The sequence below is a fragment of the Cryobacterium sp. LW097 genome, assembly GCF_002205495.2.
Classification (GTDB): Bacteria; Actinomycetota; Actinomycetes; order Actinomycetales; family Microbacteriaceae; genus Cryobacterium; species Cryobacterium zongtaii.
Genome location: NZ_CP021992.1, coordinates 1,747,752 through 1,763,887 on the forward strand (window position 1 = coordinate 1,747,752; position 16,136 = coordinate 1,763,887).

Here is a 16,136-nt window from a genome sequence, read left to right on the forward strand (position 1 = left end):
GTTCGGTCTGCTCCTCCTTAGCTGCCGCGACGAGTCCTAATCTGAGGCCTCACTCGTCGCGGAGTTTGTCGTCGGCTGACCACCACTCGCGAGGAGAGATTAGACCATGAAGAACAATCAGGCCGCATCGACTATGCCGGTACACAAGTACCGCCCGTATCAGGACCAGTTCAACGTCGACCTGCCGGACCGCACCTGGCCGGCCAACCGCATCACCGTCGCACCGCGCTGGTGCGCCGTCGACCTGCGGGACGGCAACCAGGCTCTCATCGACCCGATGAGCCCCGAACGCAAGCGCATCATGTTCGACCTGCTGGTGCGGATGGGCTACAAGGAGATCGAGGTCGGCTTCCCGTCGGCCAGCCAGACCGACTTCGACTTCGTCCGCAGTCTCATCGACGACGGCGCGATCCCCGACGACGTGACCATCCAGGTGCTCACCCAGGCTCGTGAGCACCTGATCCGTCGCACCTACGAGTCCATCGTCGGCGCCAAACAGGCCATCGTGCACCTGTACAACTCCACCAGTGTGCTGCAGCGCGATGTCGTGTTCCGGGAGGACAAGCAGGGCATCATCGACCTGGCCCTGTTCGGCGCCCGCACCTGCCGGGCCCTCGAGGCCACGGTTCCCGGCACCGCCGTGTACTACGAGTACTCGCCGGAGAGCTTCACGGGCACCGAGCTGGAGTTCGCCGTGGACATCTCCAACCAGGTGATCGAGATCTTCGAGCCCACCCCGGAGCGCAAGGTCATCATCAACCTGCCGGCCACCGTCGAGATGGCCACGCCCAACGTCTACGCCGACTCCATCGAGTGGATGAGCCGGCACCTGGCCCACCGCGAGAACGTCATCCTGTCGCTGCACCCGCACAACGACCGCGGCACCGCGATCGCGGCTGCGGAGCTGGGCTACCTGGCCGGCGCCGACCGTATCGAGGGCTGCCTGTTCGGCAACGGCGAACGCACCGGCAACGTCGACCTCGTCGCCCTGGGCATCAACCTGTTCACCCAGGGCATCGACCCGCAGATCGACTTCGGCAACATCGATGAGGTCAAGCGCACAGCGGAGTACTGCAACCAGCTGCCCGTTCCCGAACGCAGCCCCTGGGCGGGCGACCTGGTCTTCACCGCCTTCAGCGGCTCCCACCAGGACGCCATCAAGAAGGGCTTCGAGGCCATGGCCGCCGAAGCCGCCGAGACCGGGGCCAGCGTCGACGAACTGGTCTGGGCCGTACCGTACCTGCCGATCGACCCCAGGGACCTCGGCCGCAGCTACGAAGCGGTCATCAGGGTCAACTCGCAGTCCGGCAAGGGCGGCGTCGCCTACCTGCTCAAGACGGACCACCACCTCGACCTGCCGCGGAAGCTGCAGATCGAGTTCTCCGGCGTCGTGCAGGCCAAGACCGACACCGACGGCGGCGAGGTCACCAGTGATCAGATCTGGGACATCTTCAACGACGAGTACCTGCCCGCCAACCACACCAACCCGGATGCGAAGTGGGGCCGGTTCGAGTTGTTCTCCACCCGCACCTCCAGCGACCTGGCCGGCGCGGTAGACCTCACCGTCGACCTGCGCGATTCGGACGCCGTCGCCCCGGCCACGGCGACAGGCAACGGCCCGATCGCCGCGTTCCTGGGCATCATGGCGGACCGTGGCGTCACGATCACCCTGTACGACTACGTTGAGCACGCCATGGCCGCCGGCGGAGACGCCTCGGCCGCGGCGTACGTCGAGCTCGACGTGAACGGCAAGCGGTTCTGGGGCGTCGGCATCGACCCCGACATTTCGACGGCATCACTGAAGGCCGTCGTATCGGCGGTCAACCGCGGCATCCGGGCCGAAGCGGGCGATCGGGAATTGGCGACCGTCTGACCTGCACGCGGATGGCCCCGGCTGCGACTCTCGTCGCGGCCGGGGCCATCCTGCGTATTGCGCCGTCCTGTGTCCGGCTCAGACCCGCATGGCCCGTCGGGCCTGGCTGGGTGTGAGCGGCTGAGGAACCGGCACTGGTTCGCCGTCCGGCTTGCCCAGCACCGCCGTGCAGTCATCGATCGCCTGCGCCAACAGTGCGTAGAGACGCTCATCGGTGTCGGGAATGCATGCCTCGGCGATGCCCTGCACCGTGATGCGGATGATCGACTCCGCGGTGCGGTCGGTGAACCGGGTACGAGACCACGACCCGACCGAACCCATGAACTCGCGCGCCCAGCGTTCGGTTTGCGGTGCCTTGTCGAATGCCGCACGTACCTGCTCTGACACATCGATCGGGGTGCCCTCCGACGACCGCGCCAGGTGACGCTGACAGTTGAGGATGCCCACGGCCAGGGCCCGCTGGTGATCGGCGCTGACCACCGGCAGACCGGCCGTCGCGGCCCGCAGGGCCACGACAAGACGGACCCGCTGGTCGTCGCCGCGCAGACCGATCACGGACGGGATCAGCATCATCAGGCGGGATCTGGCGTCATCGGAGGTGCAGTCGTTGACCATGCGTGCCAGCGAGGCCAAGACCGGATGTGTGCACGCTGGATGGTCGCTCCACGCCTCACCGGACAGGTGCGACGCGAATTCCATGAAGCACGCTCCGCTGCGTGGGGACTTGTGTTTGCCCCGGGAAAGGACAGGCAACAGCTCGGGCGCAGTGCCCTCGTATCGTTTCATGGAGTACCTCCCTGCGACGTGGTTGTGCCTCAATACTGACCCCAGATTGGGGGAAAGGCGAGGCCAAAACCGGTCCGGATGACAAATGCTCAGAAAACGCTCCGGAACGCGTCAGCGGTCAGCGGTGACGGTGGGCTCGGGGTGCGCCTGGGTGCGGCGCCGTGGCCAGAACCGCAACGGCTGGATCGAACCCCGCCGGCGCCAGTGCGGCCAACTGCCGATGGCCCGTTGCTGCGGCAGGGTCCAGCCGAATCGGGCTGCGAGGACCCGGATGACCGTGGTCGTGACCACGCAGATCATTGCCGCCGCGGTGATCGGCACCTCGAGCACCACAAGAGTGACCAGGAGCCCGCAGCCCACCAGGGCGGCGACGGCGTACAGCGAGCCGACGTGCATCACGGCGATGGGCACGTTCAGCATCATGTCTCGCAGCACGGACCCGCCCACAGCGGAGACCACCCCGACGAACAGGGCGGGAATCTCCGGCAGGCCGGCGGCGAGCGCCTTGGTGGTGCCGATCACGCCGAACAGGCCGATGGTCACGGCGTCCAGGGTGATGATCAGCGGGCCGAGCCGGTTGAACAGGCTCTGCAACAGCATGCCCAGCAGCGCGAACACCGCCGCGACGGGCAGGTACCAGTTGCTCAGCAGCGCGGCCGGCACCCCGCCGAGCAGGATGTCGCGCAGCAGGCCGCCGCCCAGGCCCACCGTGATGCCGATGATCGAGATGCCCAGCAGATCCATCCGGCGGTCGGTGAACCGGCCCGCGAACATCGCCCCCTGGATCGCGCCGATGGCGACGGCGACGAGGTCGATCCAGAGCGGAATGGCGAAGAGGGGAGTGGGCACCGTCAATATCTACCACGGCCCGCATGACCTCCGGCGCGGGCGTCGGCATCCGTCCGCCGGAGTGGGAGAATTGACCGTGCCCGTTTACCGTGATGAAGCCGTCGTGCTGCGTACCCACAAGCTGGGCGAAGCCGACCGCATCATCACCCTGCTCACCCGCCAGCACGGCAAGGTGCGTGCTGTCGCCAAGGGCGTGCGCCGTACGGCGTCGAAATTCGGTGCCAGGCTCGAGCCGTTCATGGTCGTCGACGTGCAGCTCTATATCGGTCGCAGCCTCGACATTGTCAACCAGGCCGAATCGATCGGCTCGTACGGGGCCGTCATCACCGCCGATTACGGCAGCTACACCGCCGCGAGCGCCATGGTCGAAACCGCGGACAAGCTCACCGAATCCGAGGGATCGCTGCAGCAATACCTGCTTCTGGTGGGGGCGCTGCGGTCTCTGTCCAGGCACGAGCACGGCTCCGGCGCCACCCTCAACTCCTACCTGCTCCGGTCACTGTCCATGGCCGGCTGGGCGCCCAGCTTCCACGACTGCGCCCGCTGCGGCGCGCCGGGCCCGCATTCGGCTTTCGTGGCGCAGGTCGGCGGCATCGTCTGCGACAACTGCGCCGCCCCGGGTTCGCCCCGCCTCGACCCCGACACCATCGCCCTGCTCAGCGCACTGCTCACCGGAGACTGGGCCTTCACAGCCGATGCCTCTGACACCACCCACGCCCAGGCCACCGGGGTCGTCGCCGCATACACGCAGTGGCACCTCGGCCGCGGCCTCCGATCACTGGAGCACGTGCGCCCATGACGCCGAATCCCTTCCGTTCCTCCTCGAGCACCCCCTTCACCCACAAGGACGCGGTGCCGTTCAAGCCCGTCGACTGGACCGGGCTCTACCCGCCGGCGCTGCCCGCCAAGGCCGTGCCGGAACACGTGGCCGTGGTGATGGACGGCAACGGCCGTTGGGCCAACGCCAGGGGCCTGTCCAGGGTCGAGGGCCACAAGGCCGGTGAAGCATCACTGCTCGACGTGGTCGCCGGAGCCATCCAGATCGGCGTCAAGCACCTCAGCGTGTACGCGTTCTCCACCGAGAACTGGAAGCGCTCACCTGACGAGGTGCGCTTTCTGATGGGCTTCAACCGGGATGTCCTGCACCGCCGTCGCGACCAGCTCAACGACTGGGGCGTGCGGGTGCGCTGGGCCGGCCGGAAGCCCAAGCTGTGGGCCTCGGTGATCAACGAGCTGCAGTTCGCCGAGAAGCTCACCGCCGGCAACGACGTGCTGACCCTGACCATGTGCGTCAACTACGGCGGCCGCACCGAGATCGCGGATGCCGTGCGGGCCCTGGCCGAGGACGTCGCCGCGGGCCGGCTGAAGCCGTCCGGCATCACCGAGAAGTCCATCCAGCGGCACCTGTACACCGCCGACCTGCCCGACGTCGACCTGTTCGTACGCAGCTCCGGCGAGCAGCGCACCAGCAACTTCCTGCTCTGGCAGAGCGCATACGCCGAGATGGTGTTCCTGGACACCCTCTGGCCCGACTTCACCCGCGTCGACCTCTGGCACGCCATCGAGCTGTACGCCGCCCGCAACCGCCGCTACGGCGGCGCCGTGGACACGCCCACCGCCTGACCGTTCCGGGTACGCGGGAATAACTGGAGGGTCTGCTCGAGTTAGCCTCCACGTGAGCGAAACCATCAAAGTAGACATCTGGTCCGACGTGCAGTGCCCCTGGTGCTATATCGGCAAACGCAAGTTCGAGGCCGGCGTGGCCGCATTCGGCGACGACGTCGAGGTGGAGTACCACTCCTTCGAACTCGCCCCGGACACCCCCGTCGATTTCGCGGGCAGCCCGATCGATTACCTCAGCGAGCGCAAGGGCATCCCGGTGCCGCAGGTGCTCGAGATGCTGGAGCGGGTCACCGGCATCGCCGAGAGTGTCGGCCTGCACTACGACTACGACTCGGTGCACCAGACCAACACCATCAAGGCGCACGAGCTGCTGCACTACGCCAAGGCGCACGGTGTGCAGCTGGAGATGAAGGAGAGCCTGCTCAAGGCGTACTTCGTCGACGGTGGCCACGTCGGCCGCATCGAGGATCTCGCCGACCTCGCCGCCACGGTCGGCCTGGACCGCGCCGACGTGGTGCGCTCCCTCACCGAGAACGAGTACCTGGCCGCGGTCAAGGCCGATGTCGCCCAGGCCACCGAGTACGGCATCCAAGGGGTGCCCTTCTTCGTGATCGACGGCAAATACGGCATCTCCGGCGCACAGGACCCTGATACCTTTGCGCAAGCCCTCCGCCAGGTCCGCAGCGAGCGGACCGACACCGACACCCGCGCAACCGAGGAGACCCACGCATGAGCGAGACCACCACCGCGACCGACACTGCGACCACCCCGGTGCTGCGTCCGATCATCCAGCTGCTCGACCAGCCCGACGCCGGCGGATGCTGCGGCGGCGGGTCCTGCGGCATTTAGCCGTCCGACGTTTCAGCCCGGCCGTCCGACGGTTTTCCACCGTCGAACGAACGTGGCGTCCATGCCCGGCCAGGTCTGGGAGAATTGGATGAGATGAACACTCCCACTTCCACGATCAGCCCGGTGTCCCCGCTACGAATCGGCGACATCGAACTCGATGTGCCCGTGGTGCTGGCACCCATGGCCGGCATCACCAACACGGCGTTCCGCCGGCTCTGCCGCGAATACGGCGCCGGACTCTACGTGAGCGAGATGATCACCTCACGGGCGCTCGTTGAACGCACCCCGGAATCCATGCGGCTGATCACGCACCACGAGAGCGAGAAGACCCGCTCCATCCAGCTCTACGGTGTCGACCCGAAGACGGTCTCGGAGGCCGTCACCATGCTCGTCGCCGAGGACCGCGCCGACCACATCGACCTGAATTTCGGCTGCCCGGTGCCCAAGGTCACCCGCAAGGGCGGGGGAGCGGCGCTGCCGTGGAAGATCACCCTGTTCCGGGAGATCGTCGAGGCCGCCGTGACGGCCGCGGGGACGATCCCGCTGACCGTGAAAATGCGCAAGGGCATCGACTCCGACCACCTCACCTACCTCGAGGCCGGTCGCGTCGCCGAGGGCGCCGGCGTCGCCGCGATCGCGCTGCACGCCCGCACCGCCGCGGATTACTACTCCGGCCACGCCGACTGGGCCGCCATCAAGACCCTCAAGGACACCATCACCAGCGTGCCCGTGCTCGGCAACGGTGACATCTGGTCCGCCGCCGACGCTCTACGCATGATCGAGGAGACCGGGTGCGACGGCGTCGTCGTCGGCCGTGGCTGCCTGGGACGTCCGTGGTTGTTCGGCGACCTCGCGGCGGCCTTCCGCGGTGAAGTGCTCAAGGCCGAACCCTCCCTCGGCCAGGTCGCGGATGCGTTCCGCCGGCACGCCGAACTGCTCACCGAGTTCTTCGACAGCGAAGAACGGGCCTGCCGCGATGTGCGCAAGCACGTGGCCTGGTACTTCAAGGGCTACCCCGTCGGCGGTGACCTGCGCGCCAGCCTGGCCTCCGTCGTGTCGCTCGAGCAGCTGGACGAGCTCCTGGCGACCATGGACCCCGACCAGCCGTATCCCGGCATCGGGGCCGAGGGCCAGCGCGGCCGGGCCGGCAGCCCCAAGAAGACCTCCCTGCCCGAACGCTGGCTCGAGTCTCGCGACATCGTCGGCGCAGAGCGCAGCAATCTCACGGAGGGCGAGGGGGACACCAGCGGTGGTTAATCAGACCGGATACAGCGTTCACGACGAGGCCAGGTTCCGACCTGAAGAGCATGATTCCAGCCGCAGCGACTTCGCCCGCGACAGGGCCAGGCTGCTGCATTCCAGCGCCCTGCGCCGCCTGGCCGCGAAGACCCAGGTGCTCAGCCCTGCCGCCGGTCTGGACTTCGCCCGCAACCGCCTCACCCACTCGCTCGAGGTCGCGCAGATCGGCCGGGAGCTCGCCCTGCGCCTGGCCCTGGACCCCGACATCGTCGATACGGCGTGCCTGGCGCACGACATCGGGCATCCGCCGTTCGGTCACAACGGCGAGAAGGCCCTCAACACCTGGGCCGCCGACATCGGCGGCTTCGAGGGCAACGCGCAAACCCTGCGCCTGCTCAGCCGGCTCGAACCCAAGGTTTTCGGAGACAACGGCGCGAGCTTCGGACTCAACCTCACCCGCGCCAGCCTCGACGCCAGTTGCAAGTACCCGTGGGCAGCCGACTCCTCGGTCGCCGACCCGAGCGGACGCGCCAAATTCGGTTTCTACGAGGACGACCGAGCGGCCTTCGAATGGCTGCGCGACGGCGCACCGGAACGCCAGCTCTGCGTCGAGGCGGAGGTGATGGACCTCTCCGACGACATCGCTTACTCGGTGCACGACTTCGAGGACGCCGTGGTCAGCGGCTACCTCGACGTGGAACTGCTCAGCAGCCGCAGCGATCACGCCGCCCTGGTCACCTCGATGTACGAGTGGACCGGCGGGCAGTTCAGCCACGACGAACTCATCGCCGCCTTCGACAGGCTCGACGCCCTCGACGTATGGCTGCACGGTTGGAACGCAGGCCGCCGGGACCAGGGCCGTCTGAAGAACCTGACCAGCCAGCTCATCGGCCGGTTCAGCGGCGCGGCCGTCTCGGCCACCAGAGCCGCCTACCCCGACCGACACCTCATCAGGTTCGCCGCCCACGTCGTGGTCCCGCGGGAGGTCCAGGCCGAGATCGGCGTGCTCAAGGGCATCGTCGCCGCGTTCGTCATGTCCACCCACGTGCGCCAGCCGATCTACATCGAGCAACGCGAAACACTCACCTACCTGGCGGACACGCTGTTGGCGACGGGCGACGAGCACCTGGACCCCGGCTTCCGGGAGGACTGGGTGGCTGCCGCGGACGACACGGCCCGCAAACGCGTGATCGTCGACCAGGTGGCCAGCCTGACCGATCAGAGCGCGATCGCCCTGCAGCGCCGGTTGCACCTGACCCGTGAACCCGCCGGGATCACGCTTCGGACCGGTGCCGCATGGCAGGACTGATCCGGCAGGGCGACGTCGAAGAGGTCAAGTCCCGCACCAACATCGCCGACATCATCAGCGACTATGTCAGCCTCAAATCTGCCGGGGTCGGTTCGATGAAGGGCCTGTGCCCGTTCCACGACGAGCGCAGCCCCAGTTTCCACGTGCGTCCGCAGGTCGGGTTCTACCACTGCTTCGGCTGTGGAGAGAGCGGCGACGTCTACTCCTTCCTGCAGAAGATGGACCATGTCAGTTTCAGCGAGGCTGTGGAACGGTTGGCCGGCCGGGCCGGCATCGAACTGCACTACGAGGGTGGCGGCGCCGAGGCCCCTGACCACACCAACCGGGCGCGGCTGTACGCGGCCAACCAGGCCGCCGCCGAGTTCTTCATCGACAAGCTCGGCAGCCCGGGGGCCCAGGTGGGCCGCACCTTCCTCGGCGACCGTGGCTTTGATGCTCAGGCCGCCGAACGGTTCGGCGTCGGCTTCGCGCCGAAAAGCTGGGACGAGCTGACCAAACACCTGCGCGGCCGTGGTTTCAGCACCGAGGAACTCACCCTCTCCGGCCTGGTGTCAGCCGGGGACCGGGGGATCTACGACAGGTTCCGCGGCCGCCTGGTCTGGCCGATCCGTGACATCACCGGGCAGACCATCGGCTTCGGCGCCCGCAAGCTGCTCGAGGACGACAAAGGCCCCAAATACCTCAACACACCCGAAACCCCGATTTACCACAAGGCCCAGGTGCTGTACGGCCTGGACCTGGCCAAGCGTGACATCTCCCGCAACCACCAGGTGGTGGTCGTCGAGGGCTACACCGACGTCATGGCCTGCCACCTGGCCGGCGTGACCACGGCCGTGGCCACCTGCGGAACCTCGTTCGGTGTGGACCACATCAAGGTGCTGCGCCGGGTACTCGGCGACGACAGCGGTGTCGGGGAGGTCGTCTTCACTTTCGACCCCGATGCCGCGGGGCAGAAAGCCGCCGTGCGGGCCTTCGCCGAGGAGCAACGGTTCAGCGCCCAGACCTTCGTGGCCGTCGCCCCGGAAGGGCTCGACCCGTGCGACCTGCGGCTGCACCGCGGAGACGACGCCGTGCGTCGACTGGTCGACTCCAAAAAGCCGATGTTCGAGTTCATGATCCGCCAGCTTCTGGCCCAGTACAACCTCGACACCGTCGAAGGCCGGGTCTCCGCCCTGCGCGCGGCCGCCCCGGTGGTCAGCGACATCCGGGACCCGTCATTGCGACCGGGCTACACCCACGAACTCTCCCGCATGCTGGGAATGGACCTCGGTGAGGTGTCCCGCGCCGTCAGCTCGGCCCAGGCGCGGTCCCGCACCGCGCCCCTCGAGGCACCTCGCCGGGCGGGAGAACCGGCACCGGCCCCGCGCGAGCGCCTCTTCGCCCTCGCCGACCTGCCCCAGGACCCGGTCACCCGGATCGAGCGCGACGCGCTGATGGCGATGCTGCAGCATCCGACTCTCGTCGGGCTCGACCTCGTGCAGCGGGCGGTGTCGACCGGCATGACCAACAGCACCCTCGCCGTCGTCCGGGACGCCGTGGCCGCCGCCCTGCCGCACGCCGCGGCTCCGGACTGGCTGGAACGGGTCGTCGCAGAGACCCCGGCTCCGCTGGCGAACCTGGTCACCGAACTGGCGATGGCCCCGCTGCCTGAGCGCACCGAGCGCGAGGTCACCCGCTATGTGCGAGACATCACCATCGTGCTGATCGAGAAGGACCTGCTGCGGCAGAAAGCCGAACTGCTCGGCCGCCTGCAACGGGCCGATGCGACCAACCGTGAGGTCTACGTCGCGATTCAGCGCGAGCTCGTGCGGGTCGAAGCCGAACGGCGCAACCTCCGGGTCGAGTAGCCGGCTTATATTGCGGGTCTATTAAGATGCATTGCAGAATGGCCGTCTGACGCGCAGAGTGTGCTAATTCTTGGTTTACAGCAACGCATATCTGCGTCTGAGCGCAGATATTCGGTTTCACCAAGACACCCACACCTTGAGGAAGAGGCATTCGACTATGGCTTTTGAACCCACCAGGCGCGGCCGCGCCGTCGGCGTCACCGCCGGTCTCGCCGCCGCAGCACTCGTGCTCGCCGGCTGTGCAGGCTCCACCGCCGAGGAGGCGGGCGCCGCTCCGCTGACCATCGGCACCACCGACAAGGTCACCACCCTTGACCCGGCCGGCTCGTACGACAACGGCTCGTTCGCCGTGCAGAACCAGGTCTTCCCGTTCCTCATGAACACGCCGTACGGCAGCCCCGACGTCGAACCCGACATCGCGGTCTCCGCCGAGTTCACCGCGCCGACGCAGTACACGGTCACCCTCAAGCCCGACCTGGTCTGGGCCAACGGCAACAAGCTGACCTCGTCTGACGTCAAGTTCACCTTCGACCGTCAGTTGGCGATCGCCGCCGACAACGGCCCCTCCTCGCTGCTGTACAACCTGGAAAGCGTCGACACCCCGGACGACACCACCGTCGTGTTCAACCTGCTCGCCCCCGACGACCAGATCTTCCCCCAGATCCTGTCCAGCCCGGCCGGCCCGATCGTGGACGAAGAGTCATTCTCGGCCACCGAGCTCACCAGCGACGACGACATCGTCAAGGCCAATGCGTTCGCCGGACAGTACGTCATCACCAGCTACGACTTCAACAACCTCATCGGCTACAAGGCCAACCCCGACTATGAGGGTCTCCTGGGTGCGGCGAAGACCGACGTCGTGAACGTCAAGTACTTCGCCGACTCGTCCAACCTCAAGCTCGAGGTCCAGGAGGGCGGCATCGATGTGGCGTTCCGCAGCCTGTCCGCGACAGACATCGAAGACCTTCGCGGCAACGACAACGTCGAGGTCGTCGACGGACCCGGCGGCGAGATCCGCTACATCACCTTCAACTTCGACACCCAGCCGTTCGGCGCCACCACAGCCGACGCCGACGCGGCCAAGTCCCTCGCCGTTCGCCAGGCGGTTGCCGACCTCGTCGACCGTGAAGAGATCGCCGACCAGGTGTACAAGGGCACCTACACCCCGTTGTACTCCTACGTCCCGGCCGGCCTGACCGGTGCGACCGAGTCCCTCAAGGGCCTCTACGGCGACGGCAACGGCGCTCCGGATGCCGACAAGGCCAAGGCGACCCTCACGGCCGCCGGCGTCACCGAGCCCGTCGAGCTCAACCTGCAGTACAGCAACGACCACTACGGCCCCTCGTCCGGTGACGAATACGCGCTGATCAAGGACCAGCTGGAGTCCAGCGGCCTGTTCACGGTGAACCTGCAGACCACCGAGTGGGTGCAGTACTCCAAGGACCGTTCCAGCGACGTGTACCCCGCGTACCAGCTCGGTTGGTTCCCGGACTACTCCGACGCTGACAACTACCTGACGCCGTTCTTCCTCACGGAGAACTTCCTGAAGAACCACTACGTCGACCAGGAGGTCAACGACCTGATCTTGCAGCAGGCCGTGACGGTCGACCCCGCCGCGCGCACCGCGCTCCTCGAACAGATCCAAGACAAGGTCGCGGCCCAGCTGTCGACGGTGCCGCTGCTCCAGGGTGCGCAGGTCGCCGTGACCGGGACGACGGTCACGGGAGCCAGCGACACGCTCGACGCGTCGTTCAAGTTCCGTTACGCAGCCCTGGCCAAGGGCTAGGCTCGCAGGTTTCACCTAGCTAGACGACGGGGGCGTTCAGGCGACTACGCGCCGAACGCCCCCGTCTTTCGTTTGCATAAGTGAGGTAGGAATGACGACTGTAGCGACAACGCCAGCGGCCCCGGCGGCCGGGCGACAGCCCACCACGACGGCACCGAAGAAAAAGGGTTCCGGCGGCGGAATCATCCGCTACATCGTGATCCGCTTCCTGCTGATCTTCCCGACCATCTTCATCCTGGTGTCCATGGTGTTCTGGCTGATGCGCACCACGGGTGACCCGATCACCGCGGCTCTCGGTGGCCGGCTGAGCGCCGACCAGCTCGCCGAGCGGGTCGCCGCGGCCGGCTACGACAGGCCCATCCTGGTGCAGTACGTCGAATACCTCGGCCAGATTTTCACGGGCAACTTCGGCACCACGATCAGCACCAACCGGCCGGTCTCGGAGGTGCTCCTCACCTACGGCGCCGCCACAGCCGAGCTGGCGTTCTACGCCCTGCTGGTGGCCTTCATCGTCGGGATCCCGCTGGGCATGGTCGCCGCGTACTGGCGGGACAAGTCGCCGGATGCGTCCTTGCGAATCTTCGCAATCCTCTGCTACGCCACCCCGGTGTTCTTCTCCGGCCTGCTCTTCAAGCTCATTTTCGCCGTCTGGCTGAAGGTCCTGCCTGTCGCCGGCCGGGCCTCGACGAGCTCGGAGCTGCAGATGCAGCTGCTGCCGGGCAAAACCGGTCTGTACACCATCGACGCCATCCAGACCGGCAACCCGGCGATCCTGGTCGACGTCCTGACCCACGCGGTGCTGCCCGCCCTGGCCCTCGGTCTGCTGACCGCCGGGGTCTTCCTGCGCCTGGTCCGCACCAACGTGATCGGCACCCTGGGCACCGATTACGTGGACGCCGCCCGGTCCCGCGGGGTCAGCGAATTCAGGCTCGTGCGGAAGCACGCGTACCGGCCAGCACTGATTCCGATCATCACGGTGATCGGCCTCCAGATCGCCCTGCTCCTCGGCGGCGCCGTGCTGACCGAGACCACCTTCGAGTGGAAGGGGCTGGGTTTCATGCTTTCCGAATTCCTCCAGGCCAGAGACTTCGTCGCCGTCCAGGGCATCGTCGCCCTGCTCGCCGTCATCGTCGCCCTGTCCAACTTCATCGTGGACATCATCGCCGCGCTGATCGACCCGAGAGTGCGGTACTGATCATGACCCGGATCGATTCCCCGCCGCGCCGGCCCAGCCGCCTGGCCCGCCTGCCCATCATCCACCAGCTCCACCAGAGCGTCGGCCTGCAACGCGGGATGCTCGTGGCCGGCCTGGTCATCACGGCACTGTTCGTGCTCACCGCCATCCTGGCGCCACTCGTCGCGCCGTACGGCTACAGCCAGCTGCGCGGTCCGGACGGGGTCTTCGGCGCCCAGCAGCCGCCAGGTGGCGCACACCTGTTCGGCACCACCGTCGGCGGTTACGACGTGTTGTCCAGGGTGCTCTGGGGTGCCCAGACGGCCCTGTTCGTGATTGTGGTCGCCGTCCTGCTGTCGATCTTCGCCGGCGTGTTCCTGGGCCTGGTGTCCGGGTACTTCGGCGGCTGGCTCGACCGCGTGCTCGTCGTCGTCTGTGACGCCGTGTACGCCTTCCCATCGCTGCTGCTGGCCATCGTGATGTCCATCGTCATCTCCGGCGGCAAATCCGACCTCGTCGGCGGGGTCATGGCGGCAGCCATCTCGATCACCGTGGTGTTCATCCCGCAGTACTTCAGGGTGATCCGGGCCGAGACAGTGCGGATCAAATCCGAGGCCTACGTCGAATCCGCCCGGGTGCTGGGCTCCGGCAACATCCGGATCATGGTGCGGCACGTGTTGCGCAACGCCACGCGAACGCTGCCACTGATCTTCACTCTCAACTCCTCCGAGGCGATCCTCACCCTCGCCGGACTCGGCTTCCTCGGTTTCGGCATCGAACCGACCGCCGCATCCGAATGGGGCTACGACCTCAACAAGGCGATCTCCGACGTGTCCAGCGGCATCTGGTGGACCTCGTTGTTTCCCGGCCTCGCGATCGTGTTGGTGGTGATGGGCATCACCCTGGTCGGCGAGAGTCTCAACGACCTGGCCGACCCACGACTGCGCGGCCGCCGCGCGGTCGGCGCCAACGCCGGCCTGGTCGCCGAGACCTCCGTGGTCCCCGGCGGCACCCTGACCGCCGGCCCCGGCGGGCTCGGCGGGCTCGAAAGCGGCCCCCTCCACACCAACGACGGCGAGGCCACCTCATGAGCGATAACCGCACCGAACAGCAGACCGTCCTCAGGATCGCCGACCTCGGCGTGTCCTTCTCCACCGATGCCGGTGCCGTTCGCGCCGTCGACGGGGTCACCCTCAGCGTGCGTCGCGGCGAGGTCCTCGCCATCGTCGGCGAGAGCGGCAGCGGCAAGACCGTCACCGCCAAGACCATCCTCGGGCTGCTGCCGGAGACCGCGGTCTCCGAGGGCGCCGTGATCCTCACCAGCAGGGATGGGGCGAGTGAGAACGACGTCATCGCGCTCAGCCGCCAGCGCCTGCGCCAGGTGCGTGGCACCGACGTCTCCATGGTGTTCCAGGAGCCGTCCACCGCGCTGAACCCGGTATACACCGTCGGCTGGCAGATCATGGAGGGCATCAGGGCGCACGGCACCGTCAGCCGCGCCGACGCCAGGAAGAAGGCCATCGAGATCCTCGGCAGGGTCGGCATCCCCGACCCCGAGGTGCGGGTCAACTACTACCCGCATCAGTTCTCCGGCGGTCAGAAGCAGCGGGTGGTGATCGCCATGGCCCTGGTCCTCGAACCGGGCCTGATCGTCGCCGACGAACCCACGACCGCGCTCGACGTGACCGTGCAGGCCGAGATCCTCGACCTGCTCCGACGCTGCCGCGACGAGTTCGGGACCGCGATCGTGCTGATCACCCACAACATGGGTGTCGTGGCCGACCTCGCCGACAGGGTCGCGGTGATGTACCAGGGCAAGGTCGTCGAGGAAGCCGACGCTCAGACCCTCTTCAGCTCACCCCAGGATCCGTACACGCAGAAGCTCCTCGCAGCGGTGCCGTATGTGGGCCAGGGGGTCGTGCGGGCGGCGGAGCGGGCCGAGGCCCGTTCCCCGGAATGGGCCGCACAAACCCCCGTCGTCGTCGCGGACAACCTGCGCATCCAATACCCCGGCAGGCTCGGCCGGCCGGGCTTTGTGGCCGTGGACGGAGTGAGCTTCTCGATCCGCCCGGGCGAGGTGCTCGGCCTGGTGGGGGAGAGCGGGTCGGGTAAGACCACCATCGGCCGGGCCATCGCCGGCCTCACCAGGGTCACCGACGGGTCCCTCACCGTTCTCGGACACGAGATGAACGGATTCAAGGAGCGCCGGTTCAAGCACCTTCGCAGCGATATCGGCTTCGTGTTCCAGGACCCGGCCTCCAGCTTCAACCCGCTGCTCACCATTGCGGACTGCGTCGCCGAACCCCTCGTGGTACACGGCAGGGCCGCCAACCCCCGGGCCGCGCGAGCACGGGTCGACGAACTGCTCGAGGCCGTCCAGCTGCCGCGTGCCTTCGGTGACCGCTTCCCGCACGAGCTCAGCGGGGGTCAGCGCCAGCGGGCCAGCCTGGCCAGGGCCCTGGCGCTCGAACCTGCCCTGCTGATCGCGGACGAACCGACCTCAGCGCTGGACGTGTCTGTGCAGGCCAGGGTGCTGGAACTCTTCGCGGAGCTGCAGCGCGAATTCGGCTTCGCGGCCCTTTTCATCAGCCACGACCTCGCCGTTGTGGACATCCTCGCCGACCGGATCGCCGTGCTCTACCACGGTCGCCTGGTCGAGGAGGGCACCGGCGCCCAGGTGCTCGGATCGCCCCGGGACCCGTACACCCAGCGGCTTCTCGCGTCGCTGCCGGTGCCCGATCCGGCGGCCCAGGCGAAGCGGCGGGACGAACTCCGGAGGCTGCGTGCGGCAGGATAGAAGT

General features: G+C 67.4%; 13 protein-coding genes. 11 read left to right on the plus strand and 2 right to left on the minus strand.

Annotation, left to right across the window (positions count from 1 at the left end; genetic code table 11):
• The first annotated feature begins 106 nt into the window (after positions 1–106).
• Positions 107–1,873, plus strand: a complete 1,767-nt coding sequence (gene leuA, locus B7495_RS08040; RefSeq protein ID WP_088456116.1) for a 2-isopropylmalate synthase — start codon at positions 107–109, stop codon at positions 1,871–1,873.
• A 78-nt stretch (positions 1,874–1,951) separates the two neighbouring features.
• On the opposite strand, the gene B7495_RS08045 is transcribed toward leuA, so the two are convergent.
• Both B7495_RS08045 and B7495_RS08050 read right to left on the minus strand, forming a co-directional pair.
• The gene (locus B7495_RS08045) at positions 1,952–2,572 is read right to left on the minus strand and encodes a hypothetical protein (RefSeq protein ID WP_174776225.1); all 621 of its coding nucleotides are present in this window, start codon (positions 2,570–2,572) and stop codon (positions 1,952–1,954) included.
• A 198-nt stretch (positions 2,573–2,770) separates the two neighbouring features.
• The gene (locus tag B7495_RS08050) at positions 2,771–3,508 is read right to left on the minus strand and encodes a trimeric intracellular cation channel family protein (RefSeq protein WP_088456117.1); all 738 of its coding nucleotides are present in this window, start codon (positions 3,506–3,508) and stop codon (positions 2,771–2,773) included.
• A 76-nt stretch (positions 3,509–3,584) separates the two neighbouring features.
• On the opposite strand from B7495_RS08050, the gene recO reads away from it, so the two are divergent.
• The 10 genes from recO (at position 3,585) to B7495_RS08100 (ending at position 16,132) form a co-directional block, all read left to right on the plus strand.
• Entirely contained in the window at positions 3,585–4,307 is a 723-nt protein-coding gene (recO, locus tag B7495_RS08055) for a DNA repair protein RecO (protein ID WP_088457987.1), read from the plus strand.
• Positions 4,304–5,131 carry an isoprenyl transferase gene (locus B7495_RS08060; RefSeq protein ID WP_088456118.1) on the plus strand — a complete coding sequence of 276 codons (828 nt, stop codon included), beginning with the start codon at positions 4,304–4,306 and terminating at the stop codon, positions 5,129–5,131. Before recO ends, B7495_RS08060 begins: the two co-directional genes overlap by 4 nt.
• Positions 5,132–5,183: 52 nt before the next feature.
• Entirely contained in the window at positions 5,184–5,864 is a 681-nt protein-coding gene (locus B7495_RS08065; RefSeq protein ID WP_088456119.1) for a DsbA family protein, read from the plus strand.
• 209 nt (positions 5,865–6,073) lie between these two features.
• Positions 6,074–7,237: a tRNA dihydrouridine synthase DusB gene (gene dusB, locus B7495_RS19340; RefSeq protein ID WP_088456120.1), complete on the plus strand. Its 1,164-nt coding sequence runs from the start codon at positions 6,074–6,076 to the stop codon at positions 7,235–7,237.
• Positions 7,230–8,528, plus strand: coding sequence for a deoxyguanosinetriphosphate triphosphohydrolase (locus B7495_RS08075; RefSeq protein WP_240632451.1), 1,299 nt, complete (start codon positions 7,230–7,232; stop codon positions 8,526–8,528). The genes dusB and B7495_RS08075 overlap by 8 nt, the downstream gene beginning before the upstream one ends.
• Positions 8,516–10,375 carry a DNA primase gene (gene dnaG, locus B7495_RS08080; RefSeq protein WP_088456122.1) on the plus strand — a complete coding sequence of 620 codons (1,860 nt, stop codon included), beginning with the start codon at positions 8,516–8,518 and terminating at the stop codon, positions 10,373–10,375. The genes B7495_RS08075 and dnaG overlap by 13 nt, the downstream gene beginning before the upstream one ends.
• Positions 10,376–10,532: 157 nt before the next feature.
• A complete protein-coding gene (locus tag B7495_RS08085) occupies positions 10,533–12,161 on the plus strand; it encodes an ABC transporter substrate-binding protein (RefSeq protein ID WP_088456123.1) in 1,629 nt (542 codons plus the stop codon).
• Between the two features lie 91 nt (positions 12,162–12,252).
• Entirely contained in the window at positions 12,253–13,356 is a 1,104-nt protein-coding gene (locus B7495_RS08090; protein ID WP_088456124.1) for an ABC transporter permease, read from the plus strand.
• 2 nt (positions 13,357–13,358) lie between these two features.
• Positions 13,359–14,426, plus strand: coding sequence for an ABC transporter permease (locus tag B7495_RS08095; RefSeq protein WP_088456125.1), 1,068 nt, complete (start codon positions 13,359–13,361; stop codon positions 14,424–14,426).
• Positions 14,423–16,132 carry an ABC transporter ATP-binding protein gene (locus tag B7495_RS08100; RefSeq protein WP_088456126.1) on the plus strand — a complete coding sequence of 570 codons (1,710 nt, stop codon included), beginning with the start codon at positions 14,423–14,425 and terminating at the stop codon, positions 16,130–16,132. The genes B7495_RS08095 and B7495_RS08100 overlap by 4 nt, the downstream gene beginning before the upstream one ends.
• The last annotated feature ends 4 nt before the right edge of the window (positions 16,133–16,136 follow it).